We start from the raw sequence: 20,531 nt of genomic DNA, 5'->3' as shown, positions 1-20,531 counted from the left end.
ACCGCCAGCCTGTGCCAATTGCGCGCCGCCCAGCCATTGTTTCTTATTACAATCGGCCGGATGAGCGCTTCAGGATGGACAGGACGGTGACTTCTTCTTTCGGCTTTCTCACGGGCGGCGGCCTGATGGGAGAACGTATAGCCGCGCACGACTGGTCGGCGACGCCGCTGGGACCGATGACGTCCTGGCCGTCCGCCCTGCGCATCGCGCTGGGCAGCGTGCTCAATTCCAAGTTCCCGAATTTCCTGTGCTGGGGCCCTGAGTTCATCAGTTTCCACAACGACGCCTACCTTCCCATCCTGGGCCTGAAGACGGCGCTCGGATGCCCCTTCCGCGAGGTCTGGAGCGAGGCCTGGGACACGGTCGGCCCGATCGCGGAACGCGCCTGGGCGGGCCAAGCCAGCTATTTCGAAGACCTGCCGGTGACCAGCACGCGCCTCGGCTATCCGGCCCAGCATCACTACAGCTTTTCGTACAGCCCGGTACGTGACGAGGACGGCCAGGTGGCCGGCATCCTGTGCACGGTGTTCGAAACCACCGGTAAGGTGCGCGCGATCGACGAGCTGCGGCGCCTGAACGACGACCTGAGCCACCAGGTGGCCGCCCACGCCGTCGACCGCGACCGGCTGTGGCGGATCTCGCCGGACGTGATGGCGGCGGCCTCGCTGGCGACCGGGCGCTTCCTGACCGTCAACCCGGCCTTCACGGATGCCTTCGGCTGGAGCGCCGAGGAGGCGACCAGCCGGCCCTTCATGGAGATGGTGCATCCGGACGACCGCGAGGACGTCGCCGTCCACATGGGCATCCTGGCCCAGGGCACGCCCCTGGTCGGCTACCAGACCCGGGTGCTGCACAAGAACGGCTCGCACCGCTGGGTGCAGTGGACGATTTCGCCGGAAGGCGAGCTGCTGTACGGCGTGGCGCGCGACATCACGGCCGAGAAACAGCAGGCCGACGCCCTGCGCCAGGCCGAGGACGCGCTGCGCCAGTCGCAGAAGATGGAAGCGGTGGGCCAGCTGACCGGCGGCCTGGCGCACGACTTCAACAATATGCTGGCGGGGGTGGCCGGCCACCTGGAGCTGATGAAGCTGCGCCTGCGCATGGGCCAGACCGGCGACCTGCCGGCGCGCATCGACGCCGCCCTCGGCGTGACCCAGCGCGCGGCCTCGCTCACGCACCGCCTGCTGGCCTTCTCGCGCCGCCAGGCCCTCGACCCGAAGCCGACCAGCGTGAACGCCCTTGTGATGTCGATGATCGAGCTGGTCAAGCGCTCGTCCGGCCCCTCGATCACCCTGCGCACCCAGCTGCATTCGACCCCGTGGACTACGCTGTGCGACCCGAACCAGCTGGAGAGTGCGCTGCTGAACCTGGCCAACAACGCGCGCGACGCCATGCCGGAAGGTGGGGTGATCGTGATCGAGACCGAGAATGCGGTGATCTCGCCGCTGCAGGCCGGCCGCTACGGCGACCTGAAGCCCGGCGAATACGTGCTGGTGACGGTGCGCGACAGCGGCGCCGGCATGCCGCCGGACGTGCTGGCGCGCGCCTTCGATCCCTTCTTCACGACCAAGCCGATGGGCCAGGGCACCGGGCTCGGACTGTCGATGGTGTACGGCTTCGCGCGCCAGTCGGGCGGCCATGTGCGCATCGATTCCATGCAGGGGAAGGGCACCGAGGTGCGCATGCTGCTGCCGCGCCTGGTCGCCGAAGCGCCGTTGCCGGAGGTCGCGGACGGCGACGCCCCGCTGCCGGCCGCCAGCCGCAAGGGCACGGTGCTGGTGGTCGACGACGAGGCCGAGATCCGCTGCGTGATGGCCGAAGTCCTGCGCCTGCAGGGCTATACGGTAATGGAAGCGGCCGACGCGCCCCAGGCCCTGCGCCAGCTGCAGGAACGCGGCCGCGGCGGGCGCCCGGACATGCTGGTCACCGACATCGGCCTGCCGAACGGCATGAACGGCCGCCAGCTGGCCGACCAGGTGCGCATGCTGTGGCCGCAGATTCCGGTGCTGCTGGTGACCGGCTACGCGGAAAGCACGGTGATGCGCAACGACACCCTGCCGGCGCAGATGGAACTCCTGACCAAGCCCTTCGCGATGACGGCGCTGGTCGAGAAGGTCGGCGGGATGCTGGGGGCGGGTGCCGGCGCCAGTGTCTGCAGCGGCGCGAACTCCGGCGCCGCCGACGAGGTGCCGGCCTGATGAATTCTTCGGCGGCGGGACCGTCGGTCGTCACGCCGGTCCAGGTGAGGTCGTCCTTCAGGAACAGCCGCAGGAAAGTTTCCTTGTCCTTCTTGATGAGCGAGGTGCGGAAGGTGTCGATCACTTGCTGGATCTGCTGCCGGCTGTGGGCGGGATCAGTTGCTTGGCATGGTCACGGAAACTCACACCGGGCTGGATCCATCGGGTGAGCCAATCGTGCATCGTGGTTCCCCCGACAGGAATCGAAAAACCGGCGTAATCCCGCATGAGCCATGGGTTGGGCTGAGCAATCGTCGGTCAGATACCAACCAAAGTACTAACAACTTCAGCGCTTGGTGAGAACGTTTCGACTAAATGTTTCGGACCGTTCGTTCGAAAGATGGCACCAACAAGCTACAAATAGCGCCAAGCAAGAGATTGCTCATTGTCAAAGATATTGTTGTTCTAGATACGTACCATTAATTTTTTGGAACGTGTTACGACAACAAATATTTTAATGGCGACTGAATGAACTTCCATGGCTTGGTCGAAGGATTCGCCGGGTTGACCGAAGCGAATCGCCCCATTCGTGTGCGACTGTCGCAAGGGCAGCAGGTCCTTAGCAACGTCCTGCTGGTCAAATGTGTCACCGGAACTGAAACGCTATGCGGAGGACTGGAATACCGGCTCTTGTGCGTATCGGCACGCGCCGATCTCCCCCTGAAAGAATTCATCGCGCTGCCGGTCGAACTGCAGTTCGTGACCGACCGCGGCGATCTGCGCGCCGTGTGTGGCATCGTGGCGCAGGCCGCCGCCGGCCAGAGCGATGGCGGCCTGGCGACCTACGAACTGGTGGTGCGCGATGCCCTCGCCCTGATGGAGCAGCGTACCAATACCCGCGTTTTCCGCAACCTGAACGAGCTGGATATCACCCAGGTCATCCTGGACGAATGGCGCCAGAATAATCCCGTGCTGGCCAAGGCATTCGACATGGACTGGTCGTATGTGGTCGGCAGCTATCCCGCCCGGGAGTTTACGATGCAGCACAACGAGTCGGATGCCGACTTCTTGCGCCGCTTGTGGAAGCGCCGCGGCATTGCGTGGTTCATCCGGTCAGGGCAAGCCACTCAGTCGCAAAGCAAGGACATGCCAGCCCATGCACTGGTACTGTGCGACGACGCATTCACGCTACCGCAAAATGCTGCTGGCACCGTCCGCTACCACCGCGATGACGGTACCGAAGCAAGCGACACCATTTTCGCGTGGAGTCCGGTCCGCACGCTCAAGCCGGGTAATGCCAGCCGCCTGACCATGGATTACATGCAGGGCCGGCCGATGAGCAGTCATACGCCGTCGCGCATCGACCAGGGGACGATGGGCAACCGGTTCGCATTCAGTCTCGATGACTATCTGATCGACGTCCCGCATGCCGGCGAGGACGGAGAGGATTACCGGAATCTCGGCGAGCTGCGCATGAAGCGCCACGAGTACGAATCCAAGTCCTTCTACGGTGAAGGAAGTGTTCGCGCGCTCTGTGTCGGGCAATGGATCGCCTTAAGCGGCCATCTCGAAATCGACACTCATCCCCCGAAGGAGAGGGAGTTCGTCATCACGCGCCTGGAGGTGGATGCGGAAAACAACCTTCCCAAGACTCTTAGCGACCGTGTGCAGCGTCTGTTTGCGCTCAATCGATGGGATGACGGGCGTTCCGCCGGTGCGCTGCGGCAAGCCAGCGAAGAGCGCGGTATGCGCTACACGAATCGCTTTGCCTGCGTACGCCGCGGCATTCCGATCGTGTCCGCGTTCGATCCACGTACCGATTTGCCCCGTCCGCAGCTGCAAAGCGCGATTGTGGTCGGCCCTCCCGACGAGGAAGTACATTGCGACGAATATGGACGGGTTAAAGTGCGCTTTCCCGGCACCAGGATGGAAGACCACACTCATGCCCAAGGAACCGGCGCCAGCGATAGCGATCGCGACTCTGCCTGGATACGAGTAGCGAGCACCTGGGCCAGCAATCATTGGGGCGCGAGTATGCTGCCCCGCGTGGGCGATGAAGTCATCGTCGACTTCCTCGGAGGAGACCCCGACAAACCGATTATCGTCGCCCGGGTCTATGGCCGCATGGCTCCGCCGCCTACGTTCAGCCACATTGGCGCGCTGCCCGGCAACAAATACCTGGCCGGCATCAAGAGCAAGGAAGTAGAAGGCACCCGCTACAACCAGCTGCGCCTTGACGACACTCCGGGGCAGATCAATGCGCAACTGTCGTCCCAACACGGCCACAGTGAATTGAATCTTGGTTGGCTTACCCATCCGCGCAACGATGGCAAGGGCGACGCGCGCGGTGAAGGGGCGGAGCTGCGCAGCGACCATGCGGTTGCRGTGCGAGGAGCGCAAGGGGTGCTGATTAGTGCCTCCGCTCGCCAGAGCGCCAGCGGCAAACTTCTCGATCGCGCTGAGCTGATCGGCCTGGCGAAAGCCCTACAGGGCGTGCAGCAGCAACTGGCCGAACTGGCGTCAACGCACCATGTGGACGGTACCGATGGCAAGGAACTCACCCAGCTGATCGACTACCTGAAGCAGTGGGAAGCCGGCAGCAATACCGAGAAGGATAGAGCAGGCGCCGGCGGCCAGCCCGTTGTGGCGCTCTCCGCGCCTGCGGGCGTTGCAGTGACTAGCCAAGACAACATCGCGATCGGGGCGCAAACGCATGTTGATATGGTCAGTATCGGCAATACCCAGCTTTCGGTCGGCAGAAAACTGCTGGCGCGTGTGTCGGAGAGCATCAGCCTGTTCGCCCACCGGCTCGGCATCAAGCTCATCGGCGCCAGCGGCAAGCTCGAACTGCAGACGCATGGCGACGACATCGAGGCCACGTCATCGAAGCGCATCGTGTTGACCGCCGCCGAGGAAATCGTGCTACAGGCGCCCAAGGTCCGCATCGTGGCGCAGGGTGCGCAGGTGGATATCGGCGGTGGCGCCATCACGCAGCAGAGCAGCGGCGAGCACACCATCAAGTCGTCAAAGTTCGCGCACGTCGGGCCGGGCGGCGGCGCTCCCGCCACCGTGACGCTGCCGAAGGGCGAGACGCAGCACGACCAGCAGACCGTGCTGCGCTGGGTGGGAACTGACGAGCCGATGAAGAACCAGCGTTATCGCATCACCACCGAAGACGGGCGCACGTTCGAGGGGCGGACCGATGCGAACGGGCTGACAGAGCGCTTTGCCAGTGCCGTGCCTTTTGGCCGCTACAGCATCGAGGCACTCGACGACTGACTACAGGAGGGCGAAATCGATGGCAACTGCAGAACACCCGTTACCCGCGCAACTGAATCCCGGCGCCGCGCGCAAGGCTGAAGGGTTTGCGACACCGAAGCAGGACAAGCGGCCGCAGTGCGCCAAGTTTCTACCCAAGCGGGTACTGCCGATCATTTTTCTGCCGGGGATAATGGGGTCGAATTTGCGCATGAGTGCGCAGAGGCAACAGGAATTGCATCAAGATGAAAACGTCGCCTGGCGGCCAGACATTCTTGGTCCGACGAATATAAGCGGCGCAGCCAATGACAGCCGGGCAGGCCGCCAGCTACGGCTAGATCCGCTGCAAACCACTGTGGATGTTTATGATCCCTCCGGCCCATCCGAAGTCAGCGGCGATAAACGGCATGGTAACGTCGAACTCGACAAGAACTTCCAGTCGCCATTGCTGATGGAAGATTCATGTGCTGCGACGAGCCAGCGTACCGCCGTGCAAAAGGCGCGAGCGCGCGGCTGGGGTGAAGTATTTTTTAAAAGCTATGGTGAGTTGCTGCAGTATCTTGAATCACGCCTCAACAATACTTTTTCGGAAGGCAAGCTCCGGCAGGAGTGGCGCGATGTCGTCGGTATTAACCCTCGTTTATGGAGCCCGGATCCTGCTCTGCCGCAGCAGGCTTTGACTGAGGATGAGCTCAAAAAGGTTGTAAGCGGCTGCTGGTTTGCCGTGTATGCATTTGGCTATAACTGGCTGCAATCGAATGGCGACAGCGCCAAAATTATCGCCAGGCGTATCAACAAGGTCATCGATGATTTCAACCAGTCAGGTTATGAGTGCAATCAGGTGATTGTCGTAACCCATTCCATGGGCGGCCTGGTCGGGCGGGCGCTGGTTCACCCAAAATATGGCAACTTGCAGGACAAGGTGCTGGGCATCGTGCATGGTGTAATGCCCGCCATCGGCGCCCCGGCTGCCTACAAAAGAATGAAGGCGGGTTTCGAGGACCCTGGCATGATACACGGACCGCAAGAAAGTCTTGCTACCAAGGTGGCCGGTAATTATGGCGATGAGGTGACCGCAGTGCTGGCGAATGCGCCGGGCGGACTGCAGTTACTGCCTACCGAGGCCTATGGAAATGGCTGGTTACGCGTAAAGCACAACGGGCGTGATTTGGAAGCATTGCCGAAGCAAGGTGATCCGTACAATGAGATCTACAAACTTCGGGGCAAGTGGTATGCGTTGTTCCGCGAAGATTGGATCAATCCCTCTGGTCTGCCGCCAAGACATGGCGGCGGCACATTCCAGCGCACATGTCTCTATCTCGACAAGGCCCAGATTTTCCATAACACGATTCTCGATACATTTCACCCGAACAGCTACGCGCATTATGGTGTCGATCCGGAGCGACGTAGCTTCGGGGAAGTGGTGTGGGAGATTAGTAAGAACTGCGCTGACCCTAATGAATGGAAAAACTGGCCCATCATTAGTGACACGCGGCAGGGTAAGATAGAACTAGTCCGTTGGAACTGGGATCATCCCGACAAGGCGTTTGCCCCACGCGTCGGTGCAGCCGTACCCAATTCAATCTATGCCACGCTTCGTCCAGCTAGTGCGCCAGGCGATCAGACCGTGCCTGCCCAATCTGCCGATCATCAGTTGAAAAGCGGCAAATTCAGAGGTGTTTTTCGCCAGTTTGGCTACGAACACCAGTCCAGTTACAAAGATCCACGAGCTGTAGCCTCGACGTTGTACAGCATTGTGCGCATCGCACAGAAGGCAACATGGAACGGTGAAAAGGGATGAACGTGCATATGATCACGACCAAGCGCCTGTTTCTGGTTCCGCTCGCCATTGCGGTTCTTTTCCTGACAGCTTGTGACCGTAACCACAAAGAATGGAAGACACCGAATATGACCGCACTCACCCCTCGTCTGCAAGCCATGTTTGAAAAGACCAAGACAGTCTGCTTTGGACGATTTATGGTCGACGTGCCTGCATCTGCAATCGTCGCATGGGGAAACGTTGATGTGCCACTCGGTGTCACTGTTTACCCTGGCGGTGTAGACTACGTCCAAGAGTTGGCGCAAAAATTCATTGATGAATTAAAAAGCGAAAAGGCAATATATCACGACGATGTGCCACTATTGCTATCGGTCGACAACGTAAATCGACCCGATGGGAAAATAATTACGGGATACGATGGTTTTGAAGCCCTTACTGACCTAAAAATTAACGGATACTTCAAAATCAACGGTGATGGCGTTGTTATCGATGCGCGTCCTTTGCAAGATGATAAAGATGGCACAATAGCAGAAATATCAAGTATCGCCCGCCGTTTACGCCGGCATGTTGAAGGTGAAATTCCTAATGAGCCCGGCAACTGCATCCAAAACGCCTTCCTTTCAGATGAACCGGGTGCGAATAAAGAGTCGCGTGCTGAACTAATTCGAATCGGTTTCCGCCTCACGGAATTTCCGGACACCCATCTGTCGATTTTTGTCGGGCCGTCGAATCCGCATTACTCCGAAAGCGATTCGCTGTTGTGGCGACTTGATCGGCTTGAGCAGGGGGAGAAAGCGCAGGATCCTAACCATCCACTGCTCAAGACTAAAGACTTGCGAAGGGGAGCGCGCCAGATCCATGATTGGACAAACGGCTTTGAAGCCTTATCGCGTACGCCAGAACGGGCGGAAGTACACTCGATCCATGATTTCGCAATGGATTTTAGGGGTGTGCCGGCAGACGCACTGAAACCGTATGCAGAAATACAGATGCAAACAGGCGTTGCCGACAACGCCGCTGGCGCCACCAAGGCCAGCCTCACCGACGAAGAGGCCATCGCTGTATGGGACAAGATCACCAGCACGATCCGCGTGCGCCCGACGAGTGCCGCGTCGCTTAAGACAGCGGAAGCCGATTCAAGATTGCGTCGTCCGCTTGGTGAGCTTGCGGCAACCGGGCGCAACTGTCCACAGACCGGTTGCTGGGAGCCCAGCGAATCGTACGACCGAGCAGGTAGCCAGCGTCAACATATCAAGGCCGGCGAACGTATGCCGCATGTCGTCTCGCTTGGCGAACCGTCGATATGGCAAAAACTCAAGGGAGAACGGCCTTCGTACCGTACGGCCACGGTCTGGAAGTTGGTTGGCTACGATGATGTGCCTGCTCGTGCCGATGTGGCGGCGCAGCCACCGACAATCGCACAAACCTCCCCGATGGATGATCCTTCAAAGGATGCCACAGGCGGCACGACCGAAGGCGGCTGGGGTGAAGGGGCTGGGCCCGAGAAGAAAGGCTGAGCGATGGGCAACGTGATCCGTCTCGGGGACGCCACGTCCCACGGCGGCAAGGTCGACAGTGTGAGCGCCACGCATTTCACGGTCGGCGGCATCGCGGTCGCTCGCGTTGGCGATTCATGCAGTTGTCCCATCAACGGGCATAACAATTGTACGATTGCCGAAGGCGACCCAACACACGTCATCGATGGCATCGCCGTTGCCTATGATGGGCATAAAATTACTTGTGGCGCTACCTTGACTGCGTCCATCGGACACTTTAGCGGGCAATAATCCAGTGATCGGCTCTGAAAAAATGTAGCCAGCGACAACGTTAGTTTTCGGCGAAACTGTCCTTATGGAAGGAGTTTTGCATGAAACGAAAACGATTTGCAGTCGAGCAGATTGTTGCGGTCCTGAAGGAAGCGGAGGCAGGCCTACCTGTTGCCGACCTGATCCGTCGTATCGGCATTTCGGAGCAGACGTTCTATCGATGGAAGAAGCAGTACGCAGGACTCGATAGCGATCAGGCCCGGCAGCTCAAGCAGCTACAGGAAGAGAACGAGCGCCTGAAAAAGATCGTTGCCGAGCTCAGCCTGGACAAGGCAATGTTGGCTGACGTCATCAAAAAAAAGTGGTGAGGACGGATAAGCGACGAGTGATCGTGGACTACCTCAAGAGCCGCTATAGCACGTCGGAGCGCCGCGCCTGTCGTCTGGTCGGGATGGCGCGCCGTGTCTACAGCTACAAGAGTTGCAAGGATCCCCAGACGGCACTACGGCAGCGCATGAAGGAATTGGCGATCACAAGGATGCGCTACGGTTACCGTAAGATCGGCGTGCTGCTCAAGCGAGAGGGCTTCCGGCATAGCACTGGAGTGATATATCGGATCTACCGGGAGGAAGGCTTGGGCTTACGCTACCGGCCCGGGCGCCGATCGAAGGCGCAGGTCACGCGGCCACAACGAAAACCGGCTTTACGTCCCGATCAAGCGTGGAGTCTGGACTTCGTCGCCGACCAACTTGCCAACGGGACACGTTTTCGATGCCTGACCATTGTCGACGTCTTTACCCGGGAATCCTTGGCGATTGAAGTGGGGCAGCGCTTATCCGGCACGGATGTCGTGGCAGTACTAAACCGTATCAAGCAAAGCGGGCGGGTTCCTGGGACGCTGTTTTGCGATAACGGCAGTGAGTTCACCAGTCACATCCTCGACCTCTGGGCCTACCACAACAAAGTCAAGATCGAGTTCAGCCGTCCTGGGAAGCCGCCCGACAATGCGTTTATCGAGTCCTTCAACGGCACGTTTCGGGACGAATGCCTGAACGCTCACTGGTTTGAATCCTTGCGCGATGCAAAAAGCCAGATCCTGTCCTGGCAGCAGGAATACAATGAGAGCCGTCCTCACAGGGCCCTTGGAGAAGTAGCACCTGCCGAATTCGCCCGCCAGTACAGGCGAAAGCTCGAATCCGGCATCAAATTTATGGCCGACGACTAACTCTGAAGTTGGCTACAAAAACCCGGGCCGGTCACGAGCGCTGTCTCGCGTCTTGCGGGCGGCAGCCAGTGGGACGGCAGGGTAGACACCAATAGCAAGGGTCTTCTGCTTGCCGGCAAAGCGGTAGTTCAAGCGCCAATACTTGCCGACTCCGTTAACTAAGAGATACAGCCCGCCGCCGTCACTGTGCTTGTCGCCGGATTTCGTGCCGCTCCACTTTGCCTGCCGAATGAAGGTGTCTGTGAGTGCCATCTGGTCCGCCCTGTTGGTATGCGTTCGAGGCCGACATGAAGGTACCAACAAAAGTACCAACAGCATTTTGAGATGACCGGACTCAGGATGGTTCCTGATGAGACTGTGGTGTTGCGCCGCCTCATAGGGAGAGGCGGGATGTTGAGATGCGGTGAAACACCGCGATGTGAAGAAGTGGTCCCCCCGACAGGAATCGAACCTGTATCCCACGCTTAGGAGGCATGTGTACTATCCATTGTACTACGGGGAGGACTCAGCGGTTCGGCGAGCGGACCCTGCGGAACAGGCCGGAATCGTGAACCGACCGCAATTATAGCCGATGATCCAGACAATATTGGAAATCCGGCCTCGCCAGTCGGTACAATGCGCCTTTCCCTCATTGCTGCACACGATCATGGCTGTCATCTCCCTCACCTCCGCGCAACTGGCCTTCGGCCACGTCGCCCTGCTCGACCATGCCGATTTTTCCCTGGAGGCCGGCGAGCGCGTCGGCCTCATCGGCCGTAACGGCACCGGCAAATCCTCGCTGCTGAAGATCATTTCCGGGCGCTCGAAACTCGACGACGGCCTGCTGGTCATGCAGCAGGGCCTCAAGATCGCCTACGTCGAGCAGGAGCCGGTGTTCGACCCGGCCATGACCGTGTTCGATGCCGTCGCCGGCGGCCTGGGCGAGCAGCAGGCGATGCTGGCCGAGTACGAGTCGCTGACCGGACAGTTCGGCCAGGGTAACGACGATGCGCTCATGGAACGCATGCACGAGCTGCAGCACAAGCTGGATGCGCTTGACGCCTGGAACATCGGCAACAAGGTCGAGACGACCCTGGGCCGCCTGGGCCTGAACGGCGAGGCGCAGATGGGTACGCTGTCCGGCGGGATGCAGAAGCGGGTCGCGCTGGCGGTGGCGCTGGTGTCCGCTCCCGACGTGCTGCTGCTGGACGAGCCCACCAACCACCTCGACTTCAGCTCGATCCAGTGGCTGGAAGGCCTGCTGCGCGAGTACCGCGGCTCGGTGCTGTTCATTACCCACGACCGCCGCTTCCTCGACAACGTCGCCACCCGCATCATCGAGCTCGACCGTGGCCGCTTGCTGTCCTTCCCGGGCAACTTCAGCAAGTACCAGGAACGCAAGAAGGAACTGCTGGCGATCGAGGAGATCGAGAACGCCAAGTTCGACAAGGTGCTGGCCCAGGAAGAAGTCTGGATCCGCAAGGGCGTGCAGGCGCGCCGCACCCGCGATGAAGGCCGCGTGCGCCGCCTCGAAGCGCTGCGCCTGGAGCGCGCCGCGCGCCGCGACCAGCAGGGCCAGGTGCGGCTCGACGTCGGCAGCGGCGAACGCTCCGGCAAGATCGTGGCGGAACTGGAAAACGTCTCCAAGTCGTATGGCGACAAGGTGATCATCGACGGCTTCAGCGGCATCGTGCTGCGCGGCGACAAGGTCGGCCTGATCGGTCCGAACGGCGCCGGCAAGACCACCTTGCTCAAGATTATCCTTGGCGAGGAAACGGCCGACAGCGGCATGGTCAAGCTCGGTACCAAGCTGAACGTGGCCTACTTCGACCAGATGCGCGCGCAGCTGAACGAAGAGGCTTCGCTGGCCGACACCATCTCGCCGGGCAGCGACTGGGTCGAGGTCAACGGCCAGCGCAAGCATGTGATGAGCTACCTGGGCGACTTCCTGTTCGCGCCGGAGCGTGCCCGTTCGCCGGTCAAGTCGCTGTCCGGCGGCGAGCGCAACCGCCTACTGCTGGCGCGCCTGTTCGCCAAGCCGGCCAACTGCCTGGTGCTGGACGAGCCGACCAACGACCTCGACATCGACACCCTGGAGCTGCTGGAAGAACTGCTGGCCGAGTACAGCGGCACGGTCTTCCTGGTCAGCCACGACCGTACCTTCCTCGACAACGTCGTCACCGAGGTGATCGTTTCCGAAGGGCAGGGGATGTGGCGCGAATACGTCGGTGGCTACAGCGACTGGGAACGCGTGAAAGCCGAGGCTGCCAAGGCGCGCGCTGCGGCGCCGGCCGAGGCCGCAAAGACCAGCCCGGTCAAAGCGAACGAAATGTCATCCAGCGCACAGAACGCGTCTGGCAAGAAGGTAAAGTTGAGCTACAAGGAACAGCGAGAGCTGGAGGAACTCCCTCAGCTCATCGCCAGCCTTGAAGACGAGCAGTCGGCGATCACGGCCCAGCTGAATGCGCCAGACTTTTACAAGACCAATCCCGCCGATGCGCGCAGAATCAACGGACGTTTCGCGGAGATCGAGGACTTGCTGCTTGATGCCCTGGAACGCTGGGAGCGCCTCGAGGCGCGCGTCAGGGGGGAGTAGCATGGCTCGCTAGAGAGCGCAGGCCAGGCGCCTGCTGACGGAGAGACATGACTGAACATGACGAACGCATCGCTCCACCCGCCGCGGTGACACGACCGGCCGATGCACCCATGTTCAGCCGTGCGGCCTGGGTCCGCATCCTGCCGTTCGCGGCCTACCTGTTCTTCATCGTCGCCGGCGACGTCCTCGAACGCCTGGGCGTCGCCCCCTCCGCGCTGCTGTGGCTGTATCCCGCCAAGATCGCAGCCGTCGTGCTGCTGCTGGCGCTGTTCTGGCGCCACTATTCCGAACTCAGGCATTTTCGCCTTGCCACGCCCGCGGTCCTGACCGCGCTCGCCACCGGCATCGTGGTGCTGGTCCTGTGGGTCAGCCTGGACGCCGGCTGGATGATCTTCGGCTCTCCTGCCGGTTTCGATCCGCGCAGCGAGGGCCGGATCGACTGGCTGCTGGTCGCCATCCGCATCCTCGGCGCGGCCCTGGTCGTGCCCGTGATGGAAGAATTGTTCTGGCGCTCCTTCCTGATGCGCTGGGTTGCCGCAGCCAATTTCGAGTCGGTTGAGCCATCTCAACTCGGTCCCAAGAGCTTCATCATCACCGTCCTGCTGTTCGGCTTCGAGCATAACCTGTGGCTGGCCGGCATCGTCGCGGGCGCCGCCTACAGCCTGCTGTACATGCGTCACCGCAGCTTGTGGTCGCCGATCCTGGCGCACGCCGTGACCAACGGCCTGCTCGGGATCTGGGTCGTCCGTACCGGTAACTGGTCGTACTGGTAAATCCGTCCAGCGCGTTTAACCTTAAGAAGACAAACAATCATGTTGAATTCCCGCGTGCGTCCCCTTGCCCTGCTGATTTGCTCCGCCTTCGCTGCGATCCCGGCCGTGCCGGCCGGCGCCGGGCCCAATGATGCGCTGCATGTCTACGGCGGCGTGGCTTACGGTCACGATGACAACCTGCTGCGCATTCCCGAAGACCAGCCCGCCTTTGACAACACGCGCGGCGATTCGTGGTGGACGCGTGAAGCAGGCTTGATCTTCGATAAGACTTACAGCCGGCAGCGCATCACGCTCGTCGCCAAGCTGTCGAAGACCAACTTCGATCACTTCAAGCAGCTCGACTACGACGGCAAGGACTTGCAGGCGAACTGGAATTGGCAACTCGGAAATCACCTCGAAGGCAGGATCGGCACCTCGCTGCAGCAGGTGCTGGCCCCGTACACCGATTTCCGCAGCAACGAACGCAACCTGCGCCGCACCCGCAGCAGCTACGCCGAAGGCGCCTGGCGCTTCCACTCGGCCTGGCGGGTGCGGGCCGGCTTCCAGCGCGACAAGTACACCTACGAAGCCCTCAGCAACCGCTACAACAACCGCACCGAGGACGCTTCCGAACTTGAACTCGACTACCTGGCGCGCAGCGGCAGCACGGTCGGCCTGGTGGCGCGCCATGTGAAGGGCAGGTATCCCTTCCCGCGTCCGGTCGGTCCCTTCGCCTTCAACGACAACTTCACCCAGGACGAGCTGAAGGCGCGCGTGCGATGGCTGGCGACCGGCTCGACCACCCTGGACGCCCTGGTCGGCTACACGCGCCGCGACCAGCCTTCCTTCGGCGAGGGCAAGACCAGCGGCTTCGCCGGCAAGATCAACGCGACCTACCAGCCGCGCGGCAAGATGACCTACACGGCGGCGGTGTGGCGCGATTTCGCCCCGCTCGAAAGCACGGTGGTCAGCTATACCCAGAACACCGGCGCCAGCGTCGGCGCCCAGTGGGATGCGACCGCCAAGATCTCGGTCAATGCCGACGCCCGCTATGAGCGCCGCAACTACAACCCGCGTCGCGACTTTGCCGGTTCGGACAACCTCCGCGATGCGATCCGCACGACCAGCCTGCGCGCGACCTGGCATCCGCGCCCCCTGCTGCAGGTGCAGGGCGGGGTGGCGCACCAGTCGCGCAGCGGCTCCGTGGTCCTCGGTACTGGCAGCTTCAAGTCGAACAGCGTGACGCTGACGGCCAACGCCCAGTTCTGAGGCAGTTTCAACAGGTTCCTATGACGGTCAATGACATACCACTGATATCGTTTTTCCAGCGGGTACTCGATCCCCTGATCATCATGGGAACGCTGTACCTGTCCGCGCTGCTGTTCCACGAACCGTTCTCGGGCTACATGCTGGTGCTGATGATCCTGGCCTTCTTCATTTCGTCGGCCGTGTACCAGCACATCGATCCCTATCGCACCTGGCGCAGCGGACGCATGTGGGCCTACGGGCGCGATACCGTGTTCGGCTGGGCCGTTACCCTGGCCGTGCTGTGGTTCCTCGGTTCGTCCAGCGGCCTGAAGTACTTCTACGACGCCCGCGTGCTGGCCACCTGGGCGATCGCGACGCCTGCGATCCTGCTGACCAGCCACATCGCGGCGCGCCTGGCGAACTCCCCGAACCGCAGCAAGGAAGTGCGCTCGGTAGTCGTGGTGGGCGCCAACGACGTCGGCCTGAAGTTTGCCGGCGTGGTCGAGAAACACCCGAACCTCTTCATGGCGGTGCGCGGCTTCTTCGACGACCGCACCGACGACCGCATCCCGGCCGGCATGCACCACCCGATGCTGGGCAAGACCGGCGAGCTGGCGCAGTATGTGCGCGAACACGGCATCAAGATGATCTTCATCAGCCAGCCGATCTCGGCCCAGCCACGCATCCGCAAGCTGATCGACGAATTGCAGGACACCACGGCCTCGGTCTATTTCCTGCCCGACGTCTATATCTTCGACCTGATGCAGGCGCGCTTCGACAACGTCGGCGGCATGCCGGTGATCGCCATCTGCGAGACCCCCTTCATGGGCCTGAACAGCACCATCAAGCGCGCCTCCGACGTCGTGCTGGCCGCGCTGATCCTGCTGCTGCTGGCGCCGCTGATGCTGGTGGTCGCCATTGCCGTGAAGCTGAGTTCGCCGGGGCCGGTGATCTTCCGCCAGCGCCGCTACGGCCTGTACGGCGAGGAGATCATCGTCTACAAGTTCCGCTCGATGAGCGTGATGGAAAACGGCGCCACCGTCACCCAGGCCCAGCGCAACGACGGCCGGCTGACGAAGATCGGCGGCTTCCTGCGCCGCACCTCGCTGGACGAGTTGCCGCAATTTATCAACGTCCTGCAGGGCCGCATGAGCATCGTCGGCCCGCGCCCGCACGCGGTTGCGCACAACGAGCAGTACCGCAAGGTGATCAAGGGCTACATGCTGCGCCACAAGGTCAAGCCGGGCATTACGGGTTGGGCGCAGGTCAATGGCCTGCGTGGTGAAACCGCCACGCTGGACAAGATGGAAGCGCGCATCCAGTACGACCTCGACTACCTGCGCAACTGGTCGCTGTGGCTGGACCTGTGGATCGTGCTCAGGACGGTGAAAGTCGTGTTGACGCGAGAAAACGCATTTTAAGCGTGTTTTGAGGGAAATTAAGTCTACTTAAGGTTGACTTAAAGGGGTGGATTCAATCGGATCGGCGCTTGCGGGACTGATTGAGCTGCGTAGAATAATTGCTGAGATTGCAATATTTAAGGGGCAGCCCCATGCGGACTGCTACCTGAAAGGCAAGCGAGAACATGAAAAAAGCGCTGATCACAGGAGTGACCGGACAGGACGGCTCGTACCTCGCCGAACTGCTGCTCGCGAAGGGTTATGAGGTACACGGGATCAAGCGGCGCGCCTCGCTGTTCAATACCGGGCGCATCGACCACATCTACCAGGATCCCCACGTCGAGAACAAGAATTTCTTCCTGCACTACGGCGATCTGTCGGACACCTCGAACCTGAATCGCATCATGTGCGAAGTCAAGCCGGACGAGGTCTACAACCTGGGCGCGATGAGCCATGTGGCTGTCTCCTTCGAGTCGCCGGAATACACCGCCGACGTCGACGGCATCGGCACCCTGCGGCTGCTGGAAGCGATCCGCTTCCTCGGCCTGGAAAAGAAGACCCGCTTCTACCAGGCATCGACTTCCGAGCTCTACGGCCTGGTGCAGGAAACCCCGCAGCGCGAGACCACGCCTTTCTATCCGCGCAGTCCCTACGCGGTCGCCAAGCTGTACGCCTACTGGATCACGGTCAATTACCGCGAAGCCTATGGCATGTATGCCTGCAACGGCATCCTGTTCAACCACGAATCCCCGCGCCGCGGCGAAACCTTCGTCACCCGAAAGATCACGCGCGGCCTGGCCAACATCGCCCAGGGCCTGGAGCAGCAGCTTTTCCTCGGCAACCTGGATGCCATGCGCGACTGGGGCCATGCGCGCGACTATGTCGAGATGCAGTGGCTGATGCTGCAGCAGGACAAGCCCGAGGACTATGTGATCGCCACCGGCCGCCAGTACTCAGTGCGCAGCTTCGTCGAGCTCGCCGCGCGCGAGCTGGGCATCGAGATCGCCTGGCAAGGCGAGGGCGTGAACGAGCGCGGCGTGGTCGCGTCCATCGGCGGCGACAAGGCGCCGGGGGTGGTGATGGGGCAGCCGATCGTCGCGATCGATCCCCAATATTTCCGGCCGACGGAGGTCGAGACCTTGCTGGGCGATCCGGGCAAGGCGCGCGATCGCCTCGGCTGGGAACCGCGCACCTCTTTCGCGGCGATGGTGCAGGAAATGGTGGAGTGCGACCTGGACACGGCGCGCCGTCACAAACTGCTGGCATCGCATGGTTACAACGTTGCAATTTCAATGGAGTGAACGTTGAATACTCAGCCTCGCATCTACGTCGCCGGCCATAACGGCCTGGTCGGCTCGGCCATCGTGCGCACCCTGCGCGCGCAAGGCCATACCAATATCGTTACCCGCAGCCACCAGGAACTGGAGTTGACCGACCAGCAGCAGGTCCGCGAATTCTTCCGGAACGAAAACATCGACCAGGTCTACCTGGCGGCCGCCAAGGTCGGCGGCATCCACGCCAACAATACCTACCCGGCGGACTTCATCTACGACAACATGATGGTGCAGGCCAACGTCGTGCACGAAGCCAGGGCCAACGGGGTGCAGAAGCTGCTGTTCCTGGGCTCGTCCTGCATCTACCCGCGCATGGCGCCGCAGCCGATCAAGGAAGAGTACCTGATGAGCGGCACGCTGGAACCGACCAACGAACCCTATGCCATGGCCAAGATTGCCGGCATCAAGCTGTGCGAGAGCTACAACCGCCAGTACGGCACCGATTACCGCAGCGTGATGCCGACCAATCTCTACGGTCCGGGCGACAACTATCACCCGGAAAACAGCCACGTGATCCCGGCCCTGATGCGGCGCTTCCACGAAGCCAGGCTGGCGAATGCGCCGGAAGTCGTGATCTGGGGCAGCGGCAAGCCGATGCGCGAGTTCCTCTACGTCGACGACATGGCGGCCGCCTGCGTCCACGTGATGAACCTCGACCACGACACCTATGCGAAGGTCACCGATCCGATGCATTCGCACATCAACGTCGGCACCGGCGAGGACGTCACCATCGCCGACCTGGCGCGGCTGGTGGGCGAGGTGGTCGGCTACAAGGGACGCATCGGCTTCGATACCAGCAAGCCGGACGGCACGCCGCGCAAGCTGCTGGACGTGTCGAAGCTGAAGCGGCTCGGCTGGCAGGCCAGCACGCCGCTGCCGGAAGGCTTGACCCGCGCATACGCCGCCTTCGTCGAACTGACGGAAGCGGAACAGAATCGGGCTGCGGCCTGAACCGGCGGGAGCCGCACGCAAGCTGGCATTTGAGTGTTAGCCGACGAACAGAGCCCCAAGCGTGCGGCACCCAGAATGCATCAGTAGCAGACTGAAGTGTGAGACATCTTCGTCATAACAAGAGTTCCCACCAACCCAAGGAAACAACGTGAACACACACCACCTGGCGGCCATGAAAACAAGCGATTCCCCCTCCACCCCGAAGCGCGTGCTATGCGCCGCGCTGATCCTCGTTGCCGCAACCTTGAGCGCGTGCGGCGAAAAGGCAAAGGAAAAGAAGCCGGGACAGGCGCTGGCCAGCGTCAACGGCGAAGAAGTCACGGTGCTGCAGCTGAACGAGGAGCTGCAGCGGGCGGGCGTCTCGGCGGCCCAGCAGGACGCCGCCAGCAAGCAATTGCTCCAGGTCCTGATCGACCGCCAGCTGCTGCAGGAGGCGGCGGCCAAGGAAAACCTGGATCGCGATCCCAAGGTCATGCAGGCGATCCACCGGGCCAAGTCGCTGATCGTCGCCCAGGCCTATCTGCAGAAGCGGGTCGGCAACGTGACCAAGCCGACGCCGAAAGAGGTCGAGGATTACTTCAACGCCCATCCGGAATTCTTCTCCAACCGTAAGCAGTTCAGCATGAGCGAGATCGTGATCGGCGCCAACGACTTGACGCCGGAAGTGCGGGCCGCGGCCGACAGCGCCAAGTCCCTGGAGGAAGTCGCGGTCTGGCTGGATGCCCACAAGCTCAAGTACGGACGCACCCAGGTCACCCGCAGCACCGCCGACGTGCCGCCGGAGCTGTCGTCGAAGCTGCTCGGCATGCCGAAGGGGCAGCTGTTCGTGGTCAAGGAAGGTCCGCGTGCGATGTTCATTTCAGTGACCGAAGTCAAGGATGCACCGGTCACGCTGGCGGTTGCCTCGCCGCAGATCGAGCAGTTCCTGGTCAACAAGAAAAACAAGGAACTGGCTACTGCCGAGCTGCAGCGCCTGCGTGCCGACGCCAAGATCGAGTACCTGAACAAGTCGCTGATGCCTGATCCGAAATCGGCGCCGACGCTGCCGGCCGGCGCTGCCCCGGCCAGCGCGGTGGCGGGTGCCAATGGGGCGCCGGTTGCCGATCAGCAGGGCGGCGTGCACGCCAACGGCGCCGCTGCGGCCCCGGCGCCGGCTTCGGAAAACAATGCCGACAAGGCAGCGCTCGACCGCGGCGTCGCCGGACTGAAGTGACACGTTCAACATTGATCAAAAAGAGGGAACAAAAATGAAACGATTCGTACACTGGATGATCGCAGCAACCCTGGCATTGGCCGCCGGTTTTACCAGCGCTGCCGAAGTGGTGCTGGGCCCGGGCGATGTGGTCAAGGCAACGGTCTACGGCAGCCCGGACCTGGCCACCGAGACCCGCGTCTCCGAAGCCGGCAGCATGACCTTCCCGCTGCTGGGTGAGGTGCAGGTCGGCGGCCTGACCACGCAGCAGGCCGAGAAGAAGATCGGCGGCCTGCTGGAGAAGGGCGGCTACCTGAAGAAGGCCCAGGTGAACCTGTTGATCACCACGCTGGCCAGCCAGCAGGTGTCGGTGCTGGGCCAGGTCAACCGCCCGGGACGCTATCCGATCGAGGGCAAGCGCAAGGTGCTCGATTTGCTGGCGATCGCCGGCGGCATCAGCCAGGACGGAGGCGACATGGTCAGCCTGGTACGCAACCGCAACGGCAAGACCACCCGCGAAACCATCGACATCGTCGACATGGTGCGCAAGGGCGAACTGGACCGCGACTACGAAGTGGCCGGCGGCGACATCATCTTCGTCGAACGCGCGCCGCGCGCCTACATCACCGGCGAAGTGAACCGTCCGGGTCCGTTCCGCATCGAGCGCGCGATGACCGTGCAGCAGGCCGTCTCGGCCGGCGGCGGCCTGACCCAGCGCGGCACCCAGCGCGGCCTGCGCGTGACCCGCAAGGATGCGAGCGGCGTGGCGCATACGATCGACGTGAAGAATGACGACCTGGTGCAGACCGACGACGTCATCACGGTGCGTGAATCGTGGTTCTGATGTTTAGGTAAAGCGGTCCGGCTTTTTGT

The 20,531-nt window shown here is 61.7% G+C and carries 15 protein-coding genes and 1 tRNA gene; 14 read left to right on the top strand and 2 right to left on the bottom strand.

What is annotated here, in order from left to right; genetic code table 11:
• Positions 1-86 precede the first annotated feature (86 nt).
• The 6 genes from AC1DOQ_RS16925 to AC1DOQ_RS16900 all read left to right on the top strand — a co-directional run bounded on the left by AC1DOQ_RS16925 (position 87) and on the right by AC1DOQ_RS16900 (position 10,206).
• Positions 87-2,198, top strand: coding sequence for a hybrid sensor histidine kinase/response regulator (locus AC1DOQ_RS16925; protein ID WP_477366597.1), 2,112 nt, complete (start codon positions 87-89; stop codon positions 2,196-2,198).
• Between the two features lie 507 nt (positions 2,199-2,705).
• Entirely contained in the window at positions 2,706-5,456 is a 2,751-nt protein-coding gene (locus AC1DOQ_RS16920) for a type VI secretion system Vgr family protein (protein ID WP_477366594.1), read from the top strand.
• Between the two features lie 19 nt (positions 5,457-5,475).
• Positions 5,476-7,236 carry an esterase/lipase family protein gene (locus AC1DOQ_RS16915; RefSeq protein WP_477366591.1) on the top strand — a complete coding sequence of 587 codons (1,761 nt, stop codon included), beginning with the start codon at positions 5,476-5,478 and terminating at the stop codon, positions 7,234-7,236.
• Between the two features lie 8 nt (positions 7,237-7,244).
• Positions 7,245-8,732: a T6SS immunity protein Tli4 family protein gene (locus AC1DOQ_RS16910; RefSeq protein WP_477366588.1), complete on the top strand. Its 1,488-nt coding sequence runs from the start codon at positions 7,245-7,247 to the stop codon at positions 8,730-8,732.
• Between the two features lie 3 nt (positions 8,733-8,735).
• A complete protein-coding gene (locus tag AC1DOQ_RS16905) occupies positions 8,736-9,002 on the top strand; it encodes a PAAR domain-containing protein (protein ID WP_477366585.1) in 267 nt (88 codons plus the stop codon).
• Positions 9,003-9,082: 80 nt separating this feature from the next.
• Positions 9,083-10,206, top strand: a protein-coding gene (locus tag AC1DOQ_RS16900; protein WP_477366582.1) for an IS3 family transposase whose coding sequence is annotated in 2 segments (ribosomal slippage) — positions 9,083-9,335 and positions 9,335-10,206 — 1,125 coding nt in all. Because the reading frame shifts where the segments join, the coding sequence is not laid out codon by codon here.
• A 12-nt stretch (positions 10,207-10,218) separates the two neighbouring features.
• Here the strand turns inward: AC1DOQ_RS16900 and AC1DOQ_RS16895 are convergent.
• Together AC1DOQ_RS16895 and AC1DOQ_RS16890 are read right to left on the bottom strand one after the other, a co-directional pair.
• Positions 10,219-10,458, bottom strand: coding sequence for an Arm DNA-binding domain-containing protein (locus AC1DOQ_RS16895; protein ID WP_477366579.1), 240 nt, complete (start codon positions 10,456-10,458; stop codon positions 10,219-10,221).
• 175 nt (positions 10,459-10,633) lie between these two features.
• Positions 10,634-10,708 (bottom strand) — tRNA-Arg (locus AC1DOQ_RS16890).
• Between the two features lie 144 nt (positions 10,709-10,852).
• Between AC1DOQ_RS16890 and AC1DOQ_RS16885 the strand changes: the two genes are divergently transcribed.
• The 8 genes from AC1DOQ_RS16885 to epsE all read left to right on the top strand — a co-directional run bounded on the left by AC1DOQ_RS16885 (position 10,853) and on the right by epsE (position 20,502).
• Positions 10,853-12,781, top strand: a complete 1,929-nt coding sequence (locus tag AC1DOQ_RS16885) for an ATP-binding cassette domain-containing protein (protein ID WP_477366576.1) — start codon at positions 10,853-10,855, stop codon at positions 12,779-12,781.
• A 47-nt stretch (positions 12,782-12,828) separates the two neighbouring features.
• Positions 12,829-13,554, top strand: a complete 726-nt coding sequence (locus AC1DOQ_RS16880) for a CAAX prenyl protease-related protein (RefSeq protein ID WP_477366573.1) — start codon at positions 12,829-12,831, stop codon at positions 13,552-13,554.
• Positions 13,555-13,593: 39 nt separating this feature from the next.
• Complete coding sequence (epsL, locus tag AC1DOQ_RS16875) at positions 13,594-14,802, top strand: XrtB/PEP-CTERM-associated polysaccharide biosynthesis outer membrane protein EpsL (protein ID WP_477366570.1); 1,209 nt, start codon at positions 13,594-13,596, stop codon at positions 14,800-14,802.
• 20 nt (positions 14,803-14,822) lie between these two features.
• A complete protein-coding gene (locus AC1DOQ_RS16870) occupies positions 14,823-16,202 on the top strand; it encodes an undecaprenyl-phosphate glucose phosphotransferase (RefSeq protein ID WP_477366567.1) in 1,380 nt (459 codons plus the stop codon).
• 164 nt (positions 16,203-16,366) lie between these two features.
• A complete protein-coding gene (gene gmd / locus AC1DOQ_RS16865) occupies positions 16,367-17,482 on the top strand; it encodes a GDP-mannose 4,6-dehydratase (RefSeq protein WP_477366563.1) in 1,116 nt (371 codons plus the stop codon).
• 3 nt (positions 17,483-17,485) lie between these two features.
• Positions 17,486-18,466: a GDP-L-fucose synthase gene (fcl, locus tag AC1DOQ_RS16860; protein ID WP_477366560.1), complete on the top strand. Its 981-nt coding sequence runs from the start codon at positions 17,486-17,488 to the stop codon at positions 18,464-18,466.
• A gap of 148 nt (positions 18,467-18,614) precedes the next feature.
• On the top strand, positions 18,615-19,679 hold the full coding sequence (locus AC1DOQ_RS16855) for an EpsD family peptidyl-prolyl cis-trans isomerase (RefSeq protein WP_477366557.1): 1,065 nt from the start codon (positions 18,615-18,617) through the stop codon (positions 19,677-19,679).
• A 34-nt stretch (positions 19,680-19,713) separates the two neighbouring features.
• Positions 19,714-20,502 (top strand): polysaccharide export protein EpsE, encoded by a 789-nt coding sequence (gene epsE / locus AC1DOQ_RS16850; RefSeq protein ID WP_477366554.1) that lies wholly within the window; start codon positions 19,714-19,716, stop codon positions 20,500-20,502.
• Positions 20,503-20,531: the final 29 nt, after the last annotated feature.

This window comes from Massilia sp. 01N417, from assembly GCF_056399645.1.
Note: the sequence above shows the minus strand (reverse complement) of the source record. Positions and strands in the feature narration are given on the sequence as shown.